The 22572-nt window shown below is 62.4% G+C and carries 5 protein-coding genes; 2 read left to right on the top strand and 3 right to left on the bottom strand.

Annotated elements, in window-relative coordinates; all coding sequences use genetic code 11:
* Positions 1 to 128: 128 nt before the first annotated feature.
* Together HX807_RS16140 and HX807_RS16135 are read left to right on the top strand one after the other, a co-directional pair.
* Positions 129 to 1778: a cyclic peptide export ABC transporter gene (locus tag HX807_RS16140; protein WP_003208548.1), complete on the top strand. Its 1650-nt coding sequence runs from the start codon at positions 129 to 131 to the stop codon at positions 1776 to 1778.
* Positions 1779 to 1875: 97 nt separating this feature from the next.
* Positions 1876 to 4341, top strand: coding sequence for a TonB-dependent siderophore receptor (locus HX807_RS16135; protein ID WP_102605425.1), 2466 nt, complete (start codon positions 1876 to 1878; stop codon positions 4339 to 4341).
* Positions 4342 to 4391: 50 nt separating this feature from the next.
* Here the strand turns inward: HX807_RS16135 and HX807_RS16130 are convergent, their stop codons facing one another.
* The 3 genes from HX807_RS16130 to HX807_RS16120 all read right to left on the bottom strand — a co-directional run.
* Positions 4392 to 5354: an alpha/beta hydrolase gene (locus HX807_RS16130; RefSeq protein ID WP_177050460.1), complete on the bottom strand. Its 963-nt coding sequence runs from the start codon at positions 5352 to 5354 to the stop codon at positions 4392 to 4394.
* A gap of 84 nt (positions 5355 to 5438) precedes the next feature.
* A complete protein-coding gene (locus tag HX807_RS16125) occupies positions 5439 to 17768 on the bottom strand; it encodes a non-ribosomal peptide synthase/polyketide synthase (RefSeq protein ID WP_177050459.1) in 12330 nt (4109 codons plus the stop codon).
* Positions 17768 to 22572: non-ribosomal peptide synthetase (locus HX807_RS16120; protein WP_177050457.1), on the bottom strand; the 4805-nt coding region annotated here is incomplete at its 5' end. The genes HX807_RS16120 and HX807_RS16125, both read right to left, overlap by 1 nt.

Raw genomic sequence — 22572 nt, 5'->3', positions numbered from 1 at the left:
CCCAGTCGTTTTACAGGTGTGTGTGACCCGTCATGCAACGCATTGCGGCGCACCACCGCCCTCTATGCCACCCAGGCCGAGCCCGCGACCGAAGCCGGGCCCGGCCGATCTTCAAGCAGGGAACCTCCATGAGCAAACCAACACGTGGGGTGATCAATGAATTGTTCACCCTGCTCAAACCCTTTCGGCTGATCGTTGTCGGCTCCATTCTGCTCGGCATGGTCGGCGGCCTCAGCGTCACGGTATTGCTGGCGACCATCAATACCGTGCTGCACGCCGACAACGGCCTGACCAACACCGTGGTCGGCGCCTTTGCCGGCCTCTGCCTGCTGGCACTGGTCAGTTCGATCTTTTCCGATATCGGCACCAATTATGTGGGGCAAAAGATCATCGCCCGGCTGCGCAAGGAGCTTGGGGAAAAAGTCCTGTCGGCGCCCATCGAACAGATTGAGCGCTACCGCAGCCACCGCCTGATCCCGGTGCTCACCCACGACGTCGACACCATCAGCGATTTCGCGTTCGCCTTCGCCCCGCTGGCCATTTCGCTGACCGTCACCCTTGGCTGCATGGGCTACCTGGCGATGCTGTCATGGCCGATGTTCTTGATCATGGTGGTCGCGATCATCATCGGCACGGTCGTCCAGTACATCGCCCGGGGCCGGGGAATCAAAGGCTTCATGGAGGCCCGCGACGCCGAAGACGAACTGCAGAAACACTACAATTCCATCGCCGAGGGCGCCAAGGAGTTGCGCATCCATCGTCCGCGCAGGCACCGCATGTTTGTGTCGGGGATAGAAAGCACCGCCGACAAAATCTGCGACACACAAATTCGTTCGGTGAATATTTTCGTCGTCGCCAAGACCCTCGGCTCCATGCTGTTTTTCGTGGTCATCGGGCTGGCACTCGCCCTGCAATCACTGTGGCCGAGTGCCGACAAATCAGTGATGAGCGGCTTTGTGCTGGTGCTGCTGTACATGAAAGGGCCGCTGGAGCATCTGATCGGCACCCTGCCAATCGTCAGCCGCGCGCAGATCGCATTCCGCCGTATCGCCGCGCTGTCGGAGCAGTTTTCCTCGCCCGAACCCCACCTGCTGCTCAGCGACCAAGGCAACCAGAGTACGCCGGTGCACAGCCTGGAATTGACGGACGTGTCCTACAGTTTCCCCGCCACCGAAGGCAGCGCACCGTTTCGCCTGGGCCCGGTCAACCTGAAGATCGAGCAAGGCGACATCATCTTCATTGTCGGCGAAAACGGTTGCGGCAAGACCACCCTGATCAAGCTGCTGCTAGGCCTGTACGCCCCGCAGCAGGGGGAAATCCGCCTCAACGGGCAGCCCGTGACGGCAGTGACACGTGACGACTATCGCCAGTTGTTCACCACGATCTTCGCTGACTACTACCTGTTCGACGACGTGGTGCAGGGCGATACCCATATTCCCGAAGATGCCAACCAATACCTGCAGCGCCTGGAAATCGGCCACAAGGTCAGCGTGCGTGACGGTTCGTTCACCACCACCGACCTGTCCACCGGCCAGCGCAAGCGCCTGGCGCTGGTCAATGCATGGCTGGAGGAACGCCCGGTGCTGGTGTTTGACGAATGGGCCGCAGACCAGGACCCGACGTTCCGGCGGATTTTCTACACCGAGCTGCTGCCGGATCTCAAGCGCCTGGGCAAAACCATCATCGTGATTTCCCACGACGATCGTTACTTCGACATTGCCGACCAACTGGTGCGCATGGAAGCCGGGAAAGTAGCCACCGAACTGCAACCGGCATGAATAAGTTAGATTCTCATTCTGGTTTTTCCGGCCTCATGCGTCTAATTAAGAATCGCTAACAACTACGCAACCATTAAAACCAGTAAGAGTGAGCACAATGTCAGCAATTGCGGGGATTCCACGTTTTACCAAAGCCTTGTTCATGCGCCGTATGCTGCAGCCGGGCTTCAGCGCCACCGCGTTCAGCATGGCGCTGGCGTTGCCGTTCAGTGCGCAGGTTCAGGCCCAGGAGATCAACTTCAATATCCCGGCACAATCGCTGGCAAGCGCCCTGCAGGCACTGGGCACCCAGTCGAACATGCAAGTGCTGTACAGCGCCGATGATGTAAAGGGCCAGCACAGCCAGCCGGTGAGCGGCCGGTTGTCGCCTGAACAGGCGTTGTCGCAGATGCTGGTGGGGACCGGCGCTGTGTTCACCGTTCAAGCCAACACCGTCACCGTACGTGCCCGGGCAACGGGTGATTCACTGGAGCTGGGTGCCACCACCATCAGTGGCCAGGCTGTTGAATCGGCCTACGGCCCCGTGGACGGCTACGTTGCCACCCGCAGCGCCACCGGCACCAAGACCGATACGCCCCTCCTGGAAATTCCGCAAACCGTCAACGTGGTCACCGCTAAACAGATCGAAACCCAGGGCGCACTCAACCTGACCCAGGCCTTGCGCTACACGCCAGGCCTGAACACCGGCGGCTTCACCGACCGCAACGCGATCGCCGACGAAATCACCAGCCGTGGCTTCGCCCCTACCCAGCTGTACCTGGACGGCGCTTACTTGCCCTATGCCGGCAGCCTCGGCGGCGCCCCGCAAATCGATCCGTATACCCTGGAGCGCATCGAAGTGCTCAAGGGCCCATCGTCGGTGCTCTTTGGCCAGAACCAGCCGGGCGGCCTGATCAACATGGTCTCCAAGCGACCGACTACCGAACAACGCAGCGAGGTCAAGATCGGTGCCGGCAGCTACAACCGGGTCAACGGCGCATTCGACACCAGCGGCCCGCTCGACGATCAGAAAGAGTTCAGCTATCGCATCGTCGGCGTCGCGAAGAAAGGCAACCAGCAGGTCGATCATACCCACAGCGAACGCATGCTGCTGGCACCCAGCCTGACCTGGGCCCCGAACGACGACACATCCCTGACCGTACTGGCGCAGATCCAGCGGGACCGAGGCCTGGAAGACTATCAGGCGTTGCCAATGATCGGCTCTCTCGAGCGCGGCCCCAACGGCAAACGCATCGACCGCAACTTCTTCTCCGGCGACTCGAAATACAACGACTACAAACGTGACCAGTTCATCCTGGGCTACGACTTGACCCACAGCTTCAGCGAAAACCTGAAAGGTCGCTCCACCGCCCGCTACACCGACGTACGCGACGACTATAAAGGCTTCTACCTGCGCAGCTTCGTCACCGATGCAGTCACCGGCGCGGTCGACCAGACCCGGGCCAACCGTGTCAAACTCGACTGGCGCCAGCACAACACCGCCTACACCATCGATAACAACCTGGAATACAAATTCAACACCGGCGCGCTGGAGCACACCACCCTGGTCGGCCTGGACTATCGCAACTTCAACCGCAAATACACCGGCTACAACGCCTACAACGTACTGCCGATCAACCTCTACGGCGAAAACAACAACTACGACACCAGCAGCGTGACCCCGGAAAAAACCACCAAGTGGGACAACACCGTGCGCCAGACCGGCGTCTACCTGCAGGACCAGATCAAACTGGACAAGTGGATCCTGACCATTGGTGGCCGTCAGGACTGGGCCGAAGTTGAAAACAAGGACCTGATTGCAAACTCCATCACCGAACAGCGTGACAACAAGTTCACCGGCCGTGTCGGCCTGACCTATGTCACCGACTTCGGGCTGGCGCCGTACGTCAGCTACTCCGAATCCTTCCTGCCGACCGTTGGCACTACCGCGCCCGAACGTGGCGGCAAGGCCTTCGCGCCGACCGAAGGCGAACAGTACGAAGTGGGTGTGAAGTACCAGCCGTTCGAGAAGACGCTGATCACGGCTTCCGTGTACCAGATCAAGCAGAAAAACGTGCTGAGCCAGGATAACGAGTACACACAGTACTCGGTCCAGCAAGGCCAGGTTCGCTCCCGCGGTGTTGAACTGGAAGTCAAATCGACGATTGCCAACGTCGACGTACTGGCTGCTGCGTCCTACCTCGACGCGTTCTACATCAAGAACAACTACGGCAACACCGGTAACCGCACCGAGCAACAGGCTCCGGTTTCGGCATCGCTGTGGGTTGACTACCACTTCACCCAGGCGGTGCTCAATGGCCTGACCTTCGGTGCCGGCGCCCGCTACACCGGCCCCAAACCCGGTGATGCTGCCAACTCGTTCGAGGTCCCGGGCTTTGTGGTCTATGACACCACCGTCAGCTACGACCTGAGCAAGGTATCGCCAAGCCTGCGTGGCGTGGAAACCAGCCTGAACGTGCAGAACGTGTTCAACCGCGAGTACGTGTCCCACTGCAACTACTCGTTCGGCTGCTACTACGGCCAGGAACGCGTCGCCTCGGTTGACGTGACGTACAACTTCTAGGCAACACCCACAAAAAAACCGGGCCTGGCCCGGTTTTTTTATGCCTGTTCTCAAGCTGCCAGCGCGGCTCGCAATGCCTGGGTCAATTGAGCGTACACCTCGTCGATATCCGGCACCACGCTCTGCAGGCGCAGGAAATCGTGAATCAACCCGGCGTACTCGATCACTTCCACCGCCACCCCCTGTTCCTGCAACCGTCGGGCATAGGCACGCCCTTCATCCAGCAGCGGGTCATGACCGGCCAACGCAATCAGCGCCGGTGGCATGCCCGGGTACCCCGGCGCCAGTAACGGCGAGAAGCGCCAGTCAAGACGATCCGCCGCCTCCCGGGCGTAATGCCGGTAGAACCATTCCAGTGTCTCGGTCTCCAGCAGATAGCCCTCGCCGAACAGCTCGGTCGACGGGCTATTGGTAGAAGCGTCCGTCACCGGATAGCACAGCAGTTGCCAGCAGGGTTTAATTGCCAGCGTCGCGGGCTCGAGCACCGACTGCAACGCCAGCACCGTCGCCAGCGTGGCCCCCACACTGTCGCCACCGAAAGCCACGCGGGTGAGGTCCAGGCCTTCGGCTGCAGCGTTATCGGCCAGCCAGGCCAGGGCATCGGCGCCATCGTTCAGCGGCGTCGGGAACCTGTGCTCCGGCGCCAGTCGATAACCCACTGAAACCACCGCACACGGAGTTCTGGCGCAGAACTCGCGGCACACCCCGTCATGGGATTCCAGGCTGCCGACCACGTAGCCACCGCCATGGAAGTACACCAGCACCGGCAGGCTCTGCGCCGAAACGTCAGCTGGACGGTACACACGCAACGCCAGCGTCGCACCATCGCGTGCCGTGAATTCGATGGGGCTGCAGCGCACCTGCGCAGGCGCCTGCCAGCGCAGTTGCGCGGTGGTGCGCTCGAACGCCTCACGAGCCTGGGCGGGCGTTGACAGGTGAAACGGCCCAGGACCGTCCGCCTGGCTTTCTTGCGCCAGGTCGAGGAAGGCATTGAGTTCCGGATGCAAGGACATCGCAGGTTTCCTTATGAAAAAGCCACAGACGAAAGAGGAGCCACAAGGGCCCCTCTTTGTATAACGATGGATCGGCCTCAATCCTTAAGCCGCTTGTGCCACGCAATGCTCGATCAGCGCCTCCAGTTCGGCCTGGTACTCTCGCATCAACTGTTCGACGGTTTCGGCACGGTAGCGGCGCGTGCTGAAAATACAGCGCATCGCCAGGCGTCCGTCATACACCTGCCCCACCACTTCCAGCCAATTGCCCAGGGCCGCCTGCGGGCTGTAGCAACTGCCATAGCTCTCCTGAGCCGGCACCAGCATCGCCTTGTCATCGAAGCTCTGGTCGAACTGCCCCAGGTAGTTGAAGGTGACACGCGCCTGGGGTGCCAGGCGCAAGGTATCGGCCATCGACACACCGCTCATGTGACGCAGGATGCCGTAGCCCAGGCCCTTGTTCGGTACGGCCGCCAATTGCCGCTGCACCGCACGCACCGAGCTCCCGATATCAGCCCCGGCACCGGGTGCCAGGCGCACCGGGAACATGCTGGTGAACCAGCCCAGGCTGCGGCTCAGGTCGATGTCCTTGACCAGGTCTTCGCGGCCATGGCCTTCGAGCTGGATCAATACCGAAGGCTGCCCGCTCCAGCGGCACAACACCCGGCTCAGCGCGGCGAGCAACACATCGTTGATCTGCGTCTGGTAGACCGCAGGCACTTGCTTGAGCAACTGCTGGGTATGCTCCTGCGACAGGCCCATCAGCGCGACCGACTGGTACTGCACCTGGTTCTTGCCACGCGGGTTATCGCACGGTAGCTCACTGCCCGGCTGGTCGATCTGCTCAAGCCACCAGGCTTGCTCCTGCGCCGGATAATTCGCCGCGTACGCTTGCAGCCCCTCGGCCCAGGCCCGGTAGCTGCTGGTACGAATCGGCAGGGCCGGCGCCTGGCCATTGCGGTAAGCCTCATAAGCGACCTGCAAATCCTGCAGCAGCAAACGCCAGGAAACGGTGTCGATCACCAAATGATGGATCACCATCAATACCCGCACCTGGCCATTGCCCAACGTCACATGAGCGGTACGCCACACCGGCCCGTCTTGCAGGTCCAGGCTGCGCTGTACCTGTTCGGCGTACAGCTCAAGCTCCGCCTCATCGGCCACGGTGTGTTGCCATAACAAGGGCTCAGTGGCCCATTGCGCCTGCATGTCCTCCAGCGGCTGGTAATGCTGGTAATAGCGTGCGCCCACCTCACGAAAGCGCAGGCGCAGGGCGTCGTGCTGCTTCAACATGCAGCGCAATGCCAGCTCCAGCGCCGGCAGATTCAGCGCCTGGCGTGCACGCAGCATCAATGCCTGGTTGTAATGGTGCGGCTCGCTCATACGCTGGTCGAACAGCCACTGCTGGATCGGAATCAGGTTGAACTGGCCCTCGGCGGCCACCTGCGAAACATCCTCGATCAGCGTGGCGACGGTGCTTGAACGCTGCTCGAAAATCGCCTCGATGGTCTGCCCGCGCATCAGGTCCCGCAGCTTGAGGTCCATCTTCAGTTCAGGGTGGTTGCGTACCCGCGAGACGACTTGCAGGCTGAGGATCGAGTCACCGCCCAACTCGAAGAAGTTGTCGGTGATGCCCACGCGCTCCACTTGCAACACATCAGCCCAGACCTGTGCCAGCAGTTGCTCGTCACGAGTACGGCCGGGAACATACTCGCCGCCCTTGAATTCAGGCTCCGGCAAGGCCTGGCGATCCAGCTTGCCGTTGGGCGTGACAGGCAGCGCCGCCATGCAGATGACCTGGGTGGGCACCATGTAATCCGGCAATTGCGCGCGCAAGTCCGCCTTGAGGCGATCACCGATGGCCATGCCATCGGGCGTCACCACATAACCGATCAGTTGCTTGCCCGACGCACTGTCACGGGCGATCACCAACGCGTCACTGACATCGTCCAGTTGCCGCAGGCTCGCCTCGATTTCCCCCAGTTCAATGCGAAAGCCCCGGACCTTGATCTGGTGGTCAATACGCCCGACGTAATCAAGCACACCATCAACACGCTGGCGTACCAGGTCGCCGCTGCGGTAGAGACGATCGCCCGGCGACCCGAACGGGTCCGGCACAAAGCGCTCGGCACTCAGGTCCGGACGACGGTAATAGCCGCGGGCAATGCCCTGGCCACCGATGTAGAGCTCACCGGCAATCCCCGGCGGCAGCGGGTTGAGGTCTTCGTCCAGCACGTACAGCGCGCGCTCGCCGACAGCACGCCCGATCGGCGCATAGGCGGCCTCGCACCGGGTGTCGACCGGGACCTTCCAGAGCATCGGCGTGACCACGGTTTCGGTGGGGCCATAGCCGTTGGTAAAGAACTGTGGACGCAGTGCCGCTTTCACTTGTTCGAAGGTCTGGTCCGGCACCGCATCGCCACCGAAGCAATACACCCGTACCGCGGGTGGTTCCTGTTGGCTATGGGCCGCGTACTCGGCCAACTGCTTGAGGTAGGCCGGCGGGAAACAGGCAATCGTGATGCCGTGTTGATGCAAGGCGTCGAAGGTCTGCTCCGGTGTCCACAGGCTGGCATCGCGGATCACCAGCGTGCCCCCGCTCAATAGCGTACTGAGCCAGCGCTCATGAGCGCCGTCGAAGGCAAACGACATGAAATGCAGCTCGCGGGTGCGCTCATCCATGTCATACAGCCCGGCAATGGCCTGGCAATGCATGCTCATCGGCCCATGCGCCACTGCCACGCCTTTCGGCCGACCGGTGGAGCCCGAGGTATAAATCAAGTAGGCCAGATTGGCGCCCAGCAAACTGCTGGCGGGCGGCGTGTCGCTGTAGCCGGCGCGGTCAAACGTATCGATGGCCAGTTGCGCCAGGCCTTCCACCGCCGGGAGGCGCGCCTGCACCTGGCTATGGGTCAGCAACAGCGCCATCGCCGAGTCTTGCATCATGAACGCCAGGCGTTCGGGCGGATAGTCGATGTCCAACGGCACATAAGCCGCGCCGCTTTTCATCACCGCCAGTAACGCCACGATCATCTCGACGGAGCGCTCCAGGGCCACCCCGACCACCACTTCCGGCCCGGCCCCCAGCTCGATCAAGCGATGGGCCAGGCCATTGGCTCGACGTTCCAGCTCACCGTAGCTCAGCGAATCGCCCCCGCACACCAGTGCCGTCGCCTCGCCACGCGAATGGGCATGGCGTGCGATCAGTTCCGGCAAGAGCTGCGCCTGATAGCTGGCATTCGGCGCCGCACTCCACTGCTCAAAGGCTCGCCACTGCTCGGCCCCAAGGCGCTGAAGGTTGCCCAGGCGCGCCGTCGGCGTAACGATCATGGCCTCGAGGGTGTCTTCCATGCAGCGGCGAATCTGCTCTACCGCCTCGACACTGAAGGCATTGCGCAGGAACAGATATTCGATCGACAACTGTTCGCCGAGATTGACCGCCAGGTCCATCGCAAAGTTGGTCACGTCATGGTTACGCGACTCGCCGAAACTCAGGCCGGTGTCCTGTTGCTCACCCAGGCGCTCATCGATCGGGTAGTTTTCAAACACGATGATGCTGTCGAACAGCCCTTGCCCACCCAGCCCCGACCAGCGCTGGATATCCGCCAGCGGCGCGTGTGCGTACTCACGGATGTCCATGTTGCAGGCCTGCAACGCTTGCAGCCACTGATCCAGCGGCTGCGCGGGTTCCAGGGTCTGGATCACCGGTAGCGTATTGATGAACAGCCCCAGGATGTTGTCGGCATTGGCCAACCCCGCAGGACGGCCAGCCACGGTGGCACCGAACACCACAGTGTTCTGCCCGGTAAAGCGTTGCAGCAACAACAGCCACGCGCCCTGGATCAGCGTGTTGGGGGTGATTTGCAAGGCGCGGCAAGCCTGTTGCAGGCGTGCGGTTTGCACCGCATCCCAACGTGAGTAAAGCGCCTGGTGCCCGGGCAAATCCTCGACATGCCGCGGGAACATCGCCTGGTTCAGCGAAGTGGCCTGCTCCAGCGTTGCAAGACGGCTTCTCCAGAAGCCCTCCAGCGCCCGTTGATCCTGGCGTTGCAGCCATTCGATGAACTCGCGGTAACGACCGTTGCGTGTCGGCACGTGGCCCTGGGCATAAAACTGCATTACCTCGCCAAACAGTCGCGAACTGCTCCAGCCGTCCATCAGGATGTGATGGCAGGTCCAGATCATCTGGTAGCGGTCGTCCTCAAGCCGCAGCAACAGCACACGCTGCAACGGCGCACGGGCCAGATCGAACCCTTGCAGGTAATCAGCCGTTGCGCGCTCGCCGATCGCCTGTTCGCTGATGTCCTGGCCGCGCCAATCTTCGATCAGCAGCGGCAATTCGGCCTGGCGGTGGACAATTTGCACCGGGGCGCTCAAGCCATCCTGCCAGTGAAAGCTGGTCCGCAGAATGTCCTCACGCTCAATCACCGATTGCCAGGCTGCGGCGAAGCGCTCGGTATGCAGCCCGTGTACCGGCAGGCTGATCTGGTTGATGTACAAGCCGCTGCTGTCGTCGGCCAGGGTGTGGAACAGCATGCCTTCTTGCATCGGTGACAACGCATAGACGTCTTGCACCTGCGCCACGGGCACCGGCAAGCCGTCAAGGTGCGCCTGGGTCAAACGGGCCAGCGGGAAGTCAGACGGCGTCAGGCCCTGATGCTCTTCGCCGCAGCAATGCTCGATCAGTGCCTGCAACGCGACGCCGTAGGCATCGGCCAATTGCTGGACGGTGGCCTCATCAAAAACGTCGCGGCTGAAGGTCCAGTCCAGGGACAACTGGCCGTTGTACACCCGGCCATCGATGGTCAGCCAGTTGCCCAGCGCCACGTCATCAGCGTGCCCAGCCCCGCTGCCCTCCTCGCTCGGCGCGAATAACGCCTGCTCATCAAAGCTCTGGTCGAACTGGCCGAGGTAGTTGAAGGTAATCCGGGCCTGCGCGAGTTTCGCCAGACGCGAGCGGACATCCTCTGCACCAAGGTAACGCAGCACGCCATAACCCAGGCCCTTGTTCGGCACCGCGCGCAGCTGTTCCTTGATGCCCTTGATGGTGTCTGCCGCGTGCACCGATGGGGTCAATACCACCGGGAACAGGCTGGTGAACCAGCCCAACGTGCGGCTCAGGTCGACGTCGCCGAACAGTTCCTCACGGCCATGGCCTTCCAGTTGCACCAGGCACGCAGGTTGCGCAGTCCACTGGCAAATCACCTGCGCCAGGGCACTGAGCAAAAGGTCGTTGACCTGGGTGCGATAGGCCGACGGTGCCTGCTTGAGCAGGCGCCGAGTCTGTTCTGTATCCAGACGCGTGTTGACCGAATGGCCATGCACCGAAGCCTGGCTGCCCTCAGGCCGCGCCCGTGGCAGTTCCGGCAACGCATGGGCCTGTTGCCCGGCCCAGTAACTCAACTCCCGAGCCAGCCCTTCGCTGTGGGCGTAGCCCTGCAACTGCTCGGCCCACGCCTTGAACGCGGTGGACTTGGGTGGCAACACCACAGGCTGGTTTACCGCAAGCTGCCGGTAGGCCGTTTGCAAGTCTTCCAGTAGCACGCGCCACGACACACCGTCCATCACCAGATGGTGAATCGCCAGATGCAGGCGCGAACTGCCGTCCTGCACTGCGATCAGGCTGCAACGCAGCAGCGGGCCGTGTTGCAGGTCGAGGCTGCGTTGCGCCTGGTTGGCAATGGCGATGATCTCATCGGCGTTCTCTGCCTGGCGCTGCCAGAGGCCTACCGGTTGCGCGCCGACGGCCTCATGGCTGGCCTGCCAGGTACCATCGCCCGATTGCACGAAGCGCAAGCGCAAGGCGTCATGATGGGCCACCACGTGCTCAAGGGCCTGCTGCAGACATGCGCCGTCCAATGGCTCGCGCGGGGTCAGCATCAGCGACTGGTTCCAGTGGTCACGGTGCGCCATGTCATTGGCGAAGAACCAGTGCTGCATCGGTACCAGATGGCTGTCACCGCTGACCGGCCCCTGATCGATCGTTGCGGCTTGATCGGCGCTCGCAGCCCGGGCCAGCGCCTGGATGTTCTGGTGCAGGAACAGGTCCTTGGGGGCCAGGCCGATTCCCTGCTGACGTGCACGGCTGACCACTTGAATCGAATTGATCGAGTCACCGCCCAAGGCGAAGAAGTTATCGGCAGTGCCCACCCGGGCCACGCCGAGCACGGCTTGCCAGATCTCGACCAGGGCACTTTCGACTGCATTGGCGGGAGCCACGAAGTCCTGCTGTACCTCAGCCATGTCTGGCACCGGGAGAGCCTTGCGGTCGAGTTTGCCGTTGGGGCTCAGGGGCATTTTTGCCAGCGGCGTCAGGTGCGTCGGCACCATGTGTTCCGGCAGGGTCTGGCGCAGATGCGCAGTCAGCGCCTCGCGCAGTGCCGGCCAGTCGCTGGCGGCGCCAGGCTGGGTAACGACGTAGCCACTCAGGGCTTTGCCGTTGCGGCTGTCCTGCGCCACCACCACGGCTTCGCGCACGGCCCCGTGCTCCAGCAGACGGGCCTCGATTTCACCCAGCTCGATACGAAAGCCGCGGATTTTCACCTGATGGTCGATACGGCCAATGTAATCAATCACCCCGTCAACGCGGTAACGGGCCAAGTCGCCCGTGCGGTACAGCCGTTCACCCGCGACAAACGGGCTTGCCACGAATCGTTCGGCCGTCAGCTCAGGGCGACGGTGGTACCCACGCGCCAGTCCCTGGCCGCTGAGGTACAGTTCGCCGTTGACGCCGCAGGGCACCGGGTTGAGCTCGGCGTCGAGAATGTAGGTCATCAAGTTCGCAATCGGCTCGCCGATGGGCACTGCGTCACGGCCCTCGTCACGACAGGTCCAGTGGGTGACGTCAATTGCGGCTTCGGTAGGGCCGTAGAGATTGAACAGCCCCGCGCCCGGCAGCTTGGCGAAGACCTGCTGCTGCGCATCGATCGGCAACGCTTCGCCACTGCAAACGATACGGGTGAGGCTGGTGCAGCGGCTGACATTGGCATCCAGCACGAACGCTTGCAGCATCGACGGGACGAAATGCAGGGTAGTAATGCCCTCGCGCTCGATCAATTGGACCAGCTTCTGTGGATCGCGATGATCCCCTGGCGACGCCACGACCAAGCGGATGCCGGTCATAAGCGGCCAGAAAAACTCCCAGACGGACACATCGAAGCTGAACGGCGTTTTTTGCAGCACGCGGTCGTCGGCGTGCAACCCGTAGGCCTGTTGCATCCAGCACAACCGGTTGGTCAGGGCACCGTGGCTGTTGCCAGCCCCTTTGGGTTTGCCGGTGGATCCGGAGGTGTAAATCACATAGGCGAGGTTTTGCGCGACGGCCCGCGACTCGGGGTTGCCTTGCGCCTCACCGGCCAGCCAGGCATCGTCACCATCAAGTATCAGCGTGCGCACCCGGTCCGGCAGCGGCAAGGTTGCGACCAGCGCTTGCTGGGTCAGCAACCATTCGATGCCGCTGTCGTCGATCATGTAGGACAGGCGTTCCGGCGGGTATTCCGGATCCAGCGGTACATAGGCGCCGCCGGCCTTCAGGATCGCCAACAGGCCCACCACCATTTCCAGGCTGCGGTGCAGTGCAATGCCCACCAGCACATCGGGGCCTACGCCACGCGCGATCAAGGCATGAGCCAATCGGTTGGCCCGCGCGTTGAGCTGGGCATAGGTCAGCGACTGACCCTCGAACACCAACGCCACGGCATGCGGGGCCCGCTCCACCTGGGCTTCGATCAAGTGGTGCACCGGCTGGTGGTTCGGGTAGTGGGCGAACGTGCGGTTCCAGTCCTCAACCATCATCCGGCGCTGCACCGCATCGAGCATCGGTAATTCGGCGATGCGCTGGGTGGGGTTGGCCACAATCGCGCGCAGCAGGTTCAGCCAGTGTTCGCCCAGGCGTGCGACGGTGGCTGGCTCAAATAAGTCAGAGGCATAGGACAGTGCGGCACTGATGCCTTCGCTGTACTCGAACGTATCCAGGGAGAGGTCGAACTGCACGCTGCCCGAATCCCAGGTCAATTGCTCCAGGCTCAACCCCGGCAGTTCAATCGCCTCGCGACGAGCATCACTGGCATGGTTGAACATGGCCTGGAACAACGGCGTATGGCTCAGGTTGCGTGCAGGTGCAAGCAGCTCCACCAGTTGCTCGAACGGCAGGTCCTGATGTGCCTGTGCTCCCAGTACCCGCTGCTTGACCTGATGAAGCAATTGGTCAAAGCGCAGGTGCCCCTCAATGTCGGCCCGAAGTACCTGGGTGTTGACGAAGAAACCCAGCATCCCTTCGGTTTCCAGGCGATTGCGGTTGGCAATCGGTACCCCGACACGAATATCCTGCTGCCCGCTGTAGCGGTGCAACAAGGTCTGGAAACCGGCCAGCAGCAGCATGAACAGTGTGGTGTTTTGCTGCTGCGCCAGGCGCTTGAGACTCTCGGCCAGGGACGGCTCGAGGGTGATCGGCAGCCGGGCCCCACGATAGCTTTGCTGAACCGGACGTGGATGGTCGGTTGGCAGTTCAAGGACCGGTTGCTCGCCGCCCAACTGTTCTGTCCAGTAGCTGAGCTGACGTTGCTGCTCACCCGCCGCCAGCCACTGACGCTGCCACTGTGCGTAATCGGCATACTGGATCGGCAGTGCCGCCAACGCCGCCGGTTGGCCTTGACTGAAGCCGCGGTATAACTGCATCAGCTCATCGATCATGACCCGCATCGACCAGGCATCCGACACGATGTGGTGCTGGGTCAGGATCAGCACGTGATCTTCAGCGCCCAGTTGCAACAGCTTGACCCGCAGCAACGGCCCACGCTGCAGATCAAAGAGTTGGCGGGTTTCAGTTTCAATCAAGCCGCGCAGGCCTGGGTCATCCAGCCCGGCAGCCGCCGATTCAAGCGCAATCGCCACCGGTGCCGGCGCGTCGACCCGTTGTACGGGACGCTCGTTCTCCAGCACAAACCGGGTACGCAAGCTCTCATGACGCGCCACCAGAGCGTCAAAACACTGTTGCAAGGCCGCCAGGTCAAGGTGTCCGCGCAAACGCAGGGCCGCGGGAATATGGTAGGCGCTGCTGGTGGGCTCCAATTGCCACAAAAACCATTGCCGTTGCTGGGCATATGACAGGGCAAGCGGCTGGTCGCGTGCAACGCGCGGGATGGCCTGTTCAGGAGTCAACGATGCCGGGGCCATCGCCTCGACAAATGCTTGCAGGGTGTTATGGGCGAACAGCAGGCGCAAAGGCACCTGGACTTGCAGTTGCTGGCGAATCCGCGAAACCATTTGGGTCGCCAGCAGCGAATGGCCGCCCAGCTCGAAAAAGTTGTCACTCAGGCCAACCCGCGGCACGTTGAGCACCTCGGCCCAGATCGCCGCCACCGCTTGCTGCACCGGCGTCTGCGCAGCCACGTAGGTTTTCTGCCATTGGCTGGCATCGGGTTTGGGCAGTTGCCTGCGGTCCAGCTTGCCATTGGGGGTCAGCGGGAACCTTGGCAACAGCACCATATGCGCCGGCACCATGTAGTCGGGCAAGTTGGCCTTGAGCCGGGCGTTCAGGCTGTCGCGCAGGCGACCCTGGCCGTCGGCATCCAGGCCCTGCCATTCGGCGGCGGGGACCACATACGCCACCAACGCCTGGCCGCCCGGGGCATCCTGGGCCAGTACCGCGGCTTCACGTACAGCGTCCTGCTCCAGCAGGCGCGCTTCGATTTCTCCGAGCTCGATGCGGAAACCGCGAATTTTCACCTGATGGTCGATCCGCCCCAGGTATTCGAGGATACCGTCCGGGCGCTGACGTGCGAGGTCGCCGGTGCGGTAAAGCCGCTCGCCGGTGCTGGAAAACGGATGGGGAACAAAACGTTCGGCGGTCAATCCCGGTCGCTGGAAGTAACCCCGCGCCAGGCCGTCCCCGCCGATCAGCAATTCGCCGGCAACACCATAGGGCACCGGCATCAGGTCTGCACCGACGATGTACAGCGATGTGTTGTCGATTGGCCCGCCCAGCCAAGGTTGCGCAGCCTGCGGACGCAGCCGGTGCAACGCCGACCAGACCGTGGTTTCCGTCGGGCCATAGAGATTCCAGACTTCACCGCCAAGGCCAAGCATGCGCACCGCCAGTTCCTGGGGCAACGCCTCGCCGCCGCACAGGCACGTGCACCCCTGGAGCACGTGGGCCTGTTCATTGTCGAGCAACATGCGCCAGGTCGAGGGAGTCGCCTGCACCACGTTGACCTGTTCGGCGTCGATCAGGGCCAGCACGGCGTACGGGTCCTGCGCCACCTCCTGGCCGGTCAGCACGATGCACGCGCCGACCATCAGGGGTACGTAGATTTCCAGGCCGAAAATATCAAACGAGAACGTGGTCAGTGACAACGCCCGATCCTGGGCGGTCATGCCCGGCACCCTGGCCATGCTTGCGACAAAGTTGGTCAGGGCGCCATGTCGCACCATCACCCCTTTCGGCTGGCCGGTGGAGCCAGACGTGTAGATGACATAAGCCAGGTGCTCCGGATCCAGCCGGGTAGGCAGATCGTCACCGGCATGGCCGTCAAGCCAATTGCCCGGTTGATCCAGCACCAGCGTAGTGACCGTGTCAGGCACCGGGATCTGGCTGAGCAGTGAATGTTGGGTCAGCAACAGGTCGATGCCACTGTCCTCAATCATGTAGGCGAGGCGATCCTGCGGGAACGCGGGATCGAGAGGCAGATAGGCGCCGCCGGCCTTGAGGATTGCCAACAACCCGATCAGCATGTGCGGGCTGCGTTCGACGGCAATGCCCACCAGCACACCCGCGCCCACCCCGTGACGTTGCAGCTCCACCGCCAACTGATTGGCCCGGGTATTGAGTTGCCCGTAGCTCAAGCGCTGGCCATTGATGACCAGCGCCTGCGCCTCCGGCGAGCGGGCCACCTGTGCCTCGAACAATCGATGAACATAACCCGCCTGCGGTGTGGCTACCGACGTGCGGACGCAATCGTCGAGCTGCGCTTGGCGCTGTTCAGCGTCAAGCAACGGCAGCTCACCGATGCTTTGTGCCGGGTTCGCGATGATTGCCTGCAGCAGGTTTTGCCAGTGCCCGGCCATCCGCGCAACCGTGTCTGCACCGAACAGATCCGTGGCATAGATCAGCGCCGCAGACAGCCCATCGGGGCGCTCCATGGTTTCCAGGGTCAAGTCGAACTGTGCACTATGGGTATCCCAGCGCAGCCCCTCGACCTTCAATTCACCGGCCGGCCCCTCGCCCGCCGGGCCTTGGGTCTGGTGGTTGAACATCACTTGAAACAGCGGGCTGTGGCTCAGGTTGCGTTGCGGCTGCAAGGCTTCCACCAGTTGCTCGAACGGCAGGTCCTGATGCGCCTGGGCATCCAGCGCAGTCTGCTTGACCTGTTGCAGCAAGGCACTGAAGGAGCCCTGGCTGTCGACCTCACTCTTGAGCACTTGGGTGTTGACGAAAAAGCCGATCAACCCCTCGGTCTCCACCCGGTTACGGTTCGCGGTCGGCACGCCAACCCGAATGTCGTTCTGCCCGCTGTAGCGATGCAGCAAGGCCTGGTAGGAGGCCAGCAGGATCATGAACAGACTGACCCCTTCGCGCTGGGCCATCTGCTTGAGGCCGCAGGCCAGCGCGGTGTCGATATCCAACTCCAGCCGGGCACCGCGATAGCTCATCACGGCCGGGCGCGCAACGTCAGTCGGGAGCTCAAGCACCGGCTGCTCGCCGCCCAGTTGCGCGGTCCAGTATTGCAACTGCCGCTCCCGCTCGCCGGCCTCCATCCAGTGCCGCTGCCAGATGGCGTAGTCGCTGTATTGAATCGGCAACGCTGGCAGTTCCAGGCTCAACCCTCGACTGAACGCGGCGTAACCCTTGACCAACTCCTCGACCATTACCTGCATCGACCAGCCATCGGAAACGATGTGGTGCAAGGTGACAATCAGCACATGGTCATCCGCGCCCAGTTGCAACAGGCACGTACGCAACAATGGCCCCTGCTGCAAGTCGAACAGCCGGCGCGTCTCGTCTTCGATCAAATGCCGCAGTTGCGCCGCATCCGGCACCTGGGCCAGAGGCTGCACCTGCAGACTTACCGGTGCAGCCTCCTGCACTTGCTGCACCACTTGCTCGCCGTGCACCACGAAGGTGGTACGCAGGCTCTCATGGCGCGCGACCAGCGCACTGAAACTCTGTTGCAGCGCCGCAATGTCCAATGGACCGCGCAAGCGCAGGGCCGTAGGCATGTGATAAGCCGCGCTTTCCGGGTCCAGCTGCCACAAGAACCATTGACGCTCCTGGGCAAAGGACAATGACAACGTGTCGAACTCGGCACTGACAGGCGGAATCGGCAGGTTCGCCGGGGAAACGTCCTCTTCGAGCATTTTCTGCAGGTAAAGACGGCGTTTTTCCAGCGGCAGCGTTATGAAGCGCCTGGCAATACGTTGTGCGACAGCGGTGTCCATCAAACCTCCTCGAATTCATCAAGCAGCGCTTCAAGCTTGCTCAATTTTGACGTGCTCATTGACGTGCCGGTCTGCTCCAGTTGCGCGACAAACGCACCGAGGACCGGAAATTGGAATATCAATTGGGGCGTTAACTTCATGCCCAGTTCGAGCTGCAGGCGCGACACCACATTCACCACCAGCAGCGAATGCCCGCCCAGCTCGAAGAAATCATCCGCCAGACCGACCTGCTCAACGTTGAGCACGCCTTGCCAGATGGCCGCGACCTTGCATTGCAGATCGCTTTGCGGCGCCAGGTAAGCCGAATGCAGCGCGCGGGTATCCGGCGCGGGCAGTGCCTTGCGGTCGAGTTTGCCGTTGGGTGTAAGCGGCAGTTGATCGAGGAAGACCAGATGGGTGGGCACCATGAAGTCCGGCATCTGTTGTGCCAGCCGCGCCTTGAGCTGTTCACTCAAGCGCGCCTCGGCCGCCCTATCCAGGCTGCCGTCCTGGCTGACAAGCCAACCCACCAGGCTCGTGCCGGTCGCCGTTTCCCGAGCCAGCACTACCGCGTCTCGTACTTCAGGTTGAGCGTGGAGGCGGGCTTCGATTTCACCCAGCTCAATGCGCAGGCCACGGATTTTCACCTGATGGTCAATCCGGCCGATGTATTCGATTACGCCATTTTCGGCGTGGCGCACCAGGTCGCCGGTGCGATACAGGCGTGCGGCGGCCGACTCGCCAAACGGATCGGGAACGAAGCGCTCGGCGGTCAGCCCTGGACGCTGGTGATAACCACGGGCCAGGGATTCACCACCGATGTACAACTCGCCAATCGCCCCCACGGCGCAAGGCTGCAAGGCGCCGTCCAGCACATAGGTGCATACGTTGTTGATCGGACGACCGATGGCGATGATTCGCCCGTCGTCTTCGACAGTGGCCGCCACGGCATGGCTGCTGGTATCAATCGTGGCCTCCGTGGGGCCATAAAGATTGCGCAGCTCGCCATCGAAGAGGCCCAGGACCTGGCGGGAAAGGTGCGCACTCAGCGCTTCACCGCCGCACATCAGCAGGCGCAAGGAGGCCAGGTGTTCACGGGTCGCCAGCGGCAACAGCGCCTGCAGCAACGATGGCGCCATTTGCAGCACACTGATCCCCCAACGCTCCACCTCGACCCACAAGGTGGTCAAGTCCAGGTTCAATTGCGGCGCGGCCAATACCAGTTGCGCGCCGCTCATCAGTGGCAACCAGAACTCCCACACCGAGGCGTCGAAACTGATGGCGGTCTTCTGCAGGACACGGTCACTGTGATCCAGCTTCAGGCAACCCTGCATCCATTCCATATGGTTGCTCAGGGCGCCATGGCGAATCGTCACGCCTTTGGGTTTCCCGGTGGAACCGGAGGTATAGATCACATAGGCGAGGTTCTGGCTGTCGACGGTTACCGAAGGCTCATGCTCGCCGTAGCCATCGAACCGCTCGGGCAGTGCGTCCAGCAGCAGGCAGTCCACGGCCACGTCGGCGAAGTACGGCTGTACGCTGGTTTCGGTCAACAGCAAGGCAATGCCGCTGTCCTCGACCATGTACATCAAACGATCCTGTGGATAAGCGGGGTCCAGCGGTACATAGGCACCACCGGCCTTGAGGATCGCCAGTAGCCCGACGACCATCTGCACGCAGCGCGGCATGCACAGTCCCACCAACACGTCCGGGCCTACACCCCGCTCGATCAACGCATGAGCCAGGCGATTGGCGCGCAGGTTGAGCTGGGCATAGGTCAGCGACGCTTGATCGGCCAACAGGGCCGGCGCATCAGGCGTGCGTCGAGCCTGGGACTCGAACCATTGATGAACGTGGCGTCGGTCGGTGGCCGGCACTGCCGTGGCATTCCAGTCGCGCAACAGCACGGTGCGCGTCGCCGCGCCAACCAGGTCGATATCACCCAGGCTACGGTCGGCGGCCAGGCTCACCATCTGTGCGAGCACGTGCTCCACCTGCTCAGCCAGGCGCTGGATTGTATGTGTATGGAACGCAGCATGGGCATAAGTGAAGTGCAGGCTCAGGGTCTCATTGAGATTAACGGCCAGGGTCAACGGGAAATTAGTCTGTTCCTGATTACCCACCGTGCCGAAGCTCAGGCCTGACGGTGCCTGCGCTTGCAGGGCCTCGGCCAGCGGGTAGTTTTCGAACACCAGCAGCGTGTCGAACAGGCCTTCACCGCCCTGCCCGGCCCAGCGCTGAATCTCGAACAGCGGCGTGTGTTCATGCTCGCGCAACGCAACGTTGCGGGCCTGAAGCTGTTGCAGCAGGCTGGTGACCGATTGTTCCGGCCGGGGGCTGGCAATCACCGGCAAGGTATTGATGAACAGGCCTATCTGCTGTTCGACGCCTTTGAGTTCGCCGGGGCGTCCGGACACCGTGGCGCCGAAGGCCACCGTGTCATGCCCGGTGTAATGTTGCAGGAGCAGCAACCAGGCCGCCTGGACCACGGTATTGAGGGTGACCTTTTGCTGGCGGGCGAATTCGCCCAGGCGCTGGGTCTGCTGTTGGGACAGTGAGTGATACAGGCTGGCATGGCTGGTTTCGACAGCCGGCTGCGGCGCGGCGAAACGGTTTTCGGCGAGGCGCGTCGGCGCGTCGAGCGCGTGCAGTTGCGCACGCCAGAACGTTTCACTGGCCTTGGCATCACGCCCTTGCAGCCAGGCGATGTAGTCACGATAGCGGCCCGCCGGGCGCGGCAGCACCTGGCCATCGTAACGTTGCAACACCTCGCCCAGCAGCTGCGAGTTGCTCCAGCCGTCCATCAGAATGTGGTGATGGGTATAAATCAGGTGATAACGCTGTTCAGCGGTCTTGACCAGCACCAGCCGCAGCAGCGGCGCGAGGGCGAGGTCGAAACCCTGGTCGCGCTCGCTGGACGCCAACTCGACGAGGGCCTGCGGGGCATCCGTGCGTGTGCTCCAATCCAGCGCGGTGAAGGGTACGCGCACCTGTTTATGCACCACCTGCACCGGTTGCTCGCTGCCTTCCCAGATGAAACTGCTGCGCAAAATGTCATGGGCGTCGACCGCCGCCTGCCAGGCATCTTCGAAACGCTGTGGGTCGAGACCGTCGATGTCCAGGCACATCTGATTGATGTACTGACCGCTGCCGTGTTCGTACAAGCTGTGGAACAGCATGCCCTGCTGCATCGGCGCCAGCGGGTAGATGTCATCCACCGAACGGGCGGCGAGGCCCAGGTTATCGAGCTGCGGTTGGGTAAAGCTGGCCAGCGGGAAGTCGGAAGGCGTCATGCCATGGTTTGCAGGGTCGCAGCAATGACCGATCAACAGAGCCAGTTCCACGGCATAATCGTCGGCCAGTTGCTGGATGGTGGCCTGCTCGAACTGTTGGTGGCTGAACGTCCAGCCCAGGCTCAGTGCGCCATCAAATACCCGCCCGTTGAGGCTCAGCCAATTGCCCAGGGGCGCCATCGCGCTTTGCTCTTCACCGGCGCTTTCGCTGGCCGGGCTGAACAACGCGCCCTGTTCCTTATCGAAGCTGGCGTCGAACTGCCCCAGGTAGTTGAAGGTAATGCGCGGCACCGGCAGCGCTTGCAAGGCTGACCGGCTGGCCTCGTCACCGAGGAAGCGCAGCGCGCCGAAACCCACCCCCTTGTCCGGGATCGATCGCAACCCTTGCTTGATCGACTTGATCGAGTCCCCGAGTGCCGCCGCCGGCGACAACTGGACCGGGAACATACTGGTGAACCACCCCACGGTGCGCGTCAGGTCGATGTTGGCAAACAACTCTTCGCGACCATGGCCTTCAAGCTGGATCAAGGTACTTGCATGCCCGGTCCAACGGCAGACCACCCGCGCCAGGGCGGTCAGCAACAGGTCGTTGACCTGAGTGCGATAGGCGGCTGGCGCTTCCTGCAGCAGTTGCCGCGTCAGGTGTTTGTCCAGACGCGTATGAACAGTGACGGCCTGGCCGTTCTGTGGGCTCGCCTCGGGGTTGAGGCACGGCAGGTCAGCCGGCGCACCCTGCAGTTGCGCCTGCCAGTAGGCCAACTGCTGCTGCAATTGCGCGCTGCGTGCATGCGCTTGCAACTGTTCGGCAAACGTCTTGACCGAGCTGGTCTTGGCCGGCAATTGCAAGGCTTGCCCGGCGAGCAATTGGTTGTAGGCCGTTTGCAGGTCGTCGAACAGAATCCGCCACGACACACCGTCCACCGCCAGGTGATGGATCACCAGCAACAGCCGCTGGGTGCCATCGTCCAGGGTCGCCAACACGGCGCGCAGCAAGGGTCCGGTTTGCAGGTTCAGGCTGCGCTGGGCTTGATTGGCCAGCACTTCCAGCGCGCCAGCATCGGCCACCGGGCGCACCCATAACAGATCATTGCGCATCGATGCGTCGCGATGGCTGGCACTCCAGCCTTCGGCGCTTTCGTTGAACATCACCCGCAACGCATCGTGATGCAGCACCAGCGCCTGCAATGCTTGCTCCACCAGCGCCGCTTGCAGCGCACGGGCCGGTTGCAGCAGCACCGACTGGTTGTAGTGGTGACGCTGCGGGATAGTGTCGGCAAAGTAAGCCTGTTGAATCGGCAGCAGCAACGCCGGGCCCTGCACCGCAGCCTGATCGATTACCTGCACCGGGTCACCGGTCTGCGCGACAGTCGCCAATGCCTGCACCGTCTGGTGCTGGAACAGGTCTTTTGGACTAAAGCGGATGCCGGACTGCCGGGCGCGGCTGACCACTTGAATCGAGATAATCGAGTCGCCACCCAGTTCGAAGAAGTTGTCGGTGAGGCCAACCCGTTCCAGTTTCAGCACGTCTTGCC

It is taken from the genome of Pseudomonas sp. D8002, assembly GCF_013385695.1.
In the GTDB taxonomy this organism is placed as follows: Bacteria; Pseudomonadota; Gammaproteobacteria; order Pseudomonadales; family Pseudomonadaceae; genus Aquipseudomonas.
This window is presented reverse-complemented; position numbering and strand designations above follow the sequence as displayed.